Annotated in this window: 3 protein-coding genes and 1 pseudogene; 2 read left to right on the top strand and 2 right to left on the bottom strand. The window is 34.5% G+C overall.

Translation table 11 applies throughout. The features are described from left to right. Nucleotides 1-409: hypothetical protein (locus tag ACFIMM_RS03555; RefSeq protein WP_375692622.1), on the top strand; the 409-nt coding region annotated here is incomplete at its 5' end. A 38-nt stretch (nucleotides 410-447) separates the two neighbouring features. Here ACFIMM_RS03555 and ACFIMM_RS03550 read toward each other — a convergent pair. Continuing rightward, the gene (locus ACFIMM_RS03550) at nucleotides 448-870 is read right to left on the bottom strand and encodes a HicB family protein (protein ID WP_100131245.1); all 423 of its coding nucleotides are present in this window, start codon (nucleotides 868-870) and stop codon (nucleotides 448-450) included. A 20-nt stretch (nucleotides 871-890) separates the two neighbouring features. Next, on the bottom strand, nucleotides 891-1073 hold the full coding sequence (locus ACFIMM_RS03545) for a type II toxin-antitoxin system HicA family toxin (RefSeq protein WP_038473319.1): 183 nt from the start codon (nucleotides 1071-1073) through the stop codon (nucleotides 891-893). A 351-nt stretch (nucleotides 1074-1424) separates the two neighbouring features. Between ACFIMM_RS03545 and ACFIMM_RS03540 the strand changes: the two are divergent. Beyond that, a pseudogene (locus ACFIMM_RS03540) lies at nucleotides 1425-1634 on the top strand (hypothetical protein); the annotation flags it as partial.

The raw sequence follows: 1634 nt of genomic DNA, 5'->3' as shown, positions 1-1634 counted from the left end.
ACCCATGGATAAATTGGCAATTGAAATGCGTGCCAAACGCTTTGGCTTGACCATAGAAGAGGCTAAAAATCCGCTTTCCGGTACCTATATCGGGCGGCTTTATCTGCAAGGTGTGATTAATCAAGACCAATATGATGCTGCACAAAAATATCTTGAAGTGAGAAATAATTATCTCTGTGCAAAAGCCTTACCAAATGCAATTTATGATGACTTTACTCCATCTTTAAATGAAGAGGCAAAAAAACAATGGATTGAAAAAACTACTCATTACTATGAAGCAATGAAAGAGGTGCTAAAAGAAGCACAATGCCTTTATAGACAGCATAATCTTTATGCCGCACTTACAAGTATCTTGTTAGTGAAGATCAATCACTGCCACATCTTGTCGGTTCGCTGTATGTTGCTCTGAATGCACTTCATAAACATTTTATACAAAACCGCTAAATTTTAAGCAGCATTTTGAACATTGATAGTGATCTCTTTTCCAAGAGCAATGAGAGTGGATTCTAAAGCATCTAATTTTGTTGCGTGGTTTAAATCCAATAATCGGTCAATTTGTATTGGGTGAAGTTTTAAAAGACGCACGAGATCAGCTTTGCGTAAATTCTTTTCAACCATAGCGTTGTGTATTGCAATTTTTAAAATAACTAATGAAGATACTTCAACAAAAGGATAGGCAGCATCACGAGCTCCAAAAGGGACCACTTCTCGATCTTGGAAACGCCCCATAATAACTGTTAAAAGGGCATTTTTAGCGTGTTCCAAAGCCTCTTTTTCGTCGTTACCATAGGTAATAAATTCTTGAAAGTCTTTGGAAACGACAAGAAGAGTATCATTGTCATCTTTGATAAACTTAAGTGCATATTTCATTTACATCTCCATATTCAGACTTACCTTAGGTCAAGATCTTTAAGAATCTTTTGAACTAATCCCGTTCCTAATTCTTTCCGCGTACCATGCATAGGTAAAACGGATTTTTTAGAACCACGTTTTACAAGCAAATGGCCACCTTTCCCTGAGGTAAAACTGCAACCATGTTTCGTAAGATATCTTTTTAATTCTTGACTGTTCATAAATATAATATAACATCTAAAATGTTTAAACACAACATAAATGTTGTTATTTGTATAAAATTAAAGATTGGCTTTTAAAATACTAAGTTTTGATCAAAAAAATTAAAAATACACAATATCGTGATTTTTCTATTGACAATACGTGAAAAATCGTATTTAGTGGCAGTACGGCACTGGTTGTATTGCGTCTAAAATTCAAAAATATCCCCTAAAATTTGATAAAATCTTAAGCTTTCAAGAGGGCTTAAAGTACTGTTTTTATTGATAAAACAGACTAATCTATTTTGCACATATCAAACGCCATTCAGTAACCAATGATGTCATTAATTCATTGCCTCAAAAGGAGCGAAGATGAAAGCAATCATCACCAAGCCAATGTGTGTTGTTGGCGATAATAAAAGCACTGTTCGTTTTGAAACTTCAACTCCCAATAATCCATTTGTTGAGATTTCCAATCAAGTCTACGCACGTCTCAAGCGTGCAAATGCCGCTAAACCTTTTGTTGATGTTAAAACAAAAATAAAGCCTGACAAGGAAGTTGAACAAATTAAACAGATAGAA

This window comes from Bartonella sp. AP258QHHD (genome assembly GCF_042196145.1).
In the GTDB taxonomy this organism is placed as follows: domain Bacteria; phylum Pseudomonadota; class Alphaproteobacteria; order Rhizobiales; family Rhizobiaceae; genus Bartonella.
Note: the sequence above shows the minus strand (reverse complement) of the source record. Positions and strands in the feature narration are given on the sequence as shown.

Excerpts from the sequence above, each read along its gene's own strand:
- ACFIMM_RS03545 (WP_038473319.1), bottom strand. The coding sequence starts at position 1,073 with ATGAACAGTCAAGAATTAAAAAGATATCTTACGAAACATGGTTGCAGT.
- ACFIMM_RS03550 (WP_100131245.1), bottom strand. The coding sequence starts at position 870 with ATGAAATATGCACTTAAGTTTATCAAAGATGACAATGATACTCTTCTT.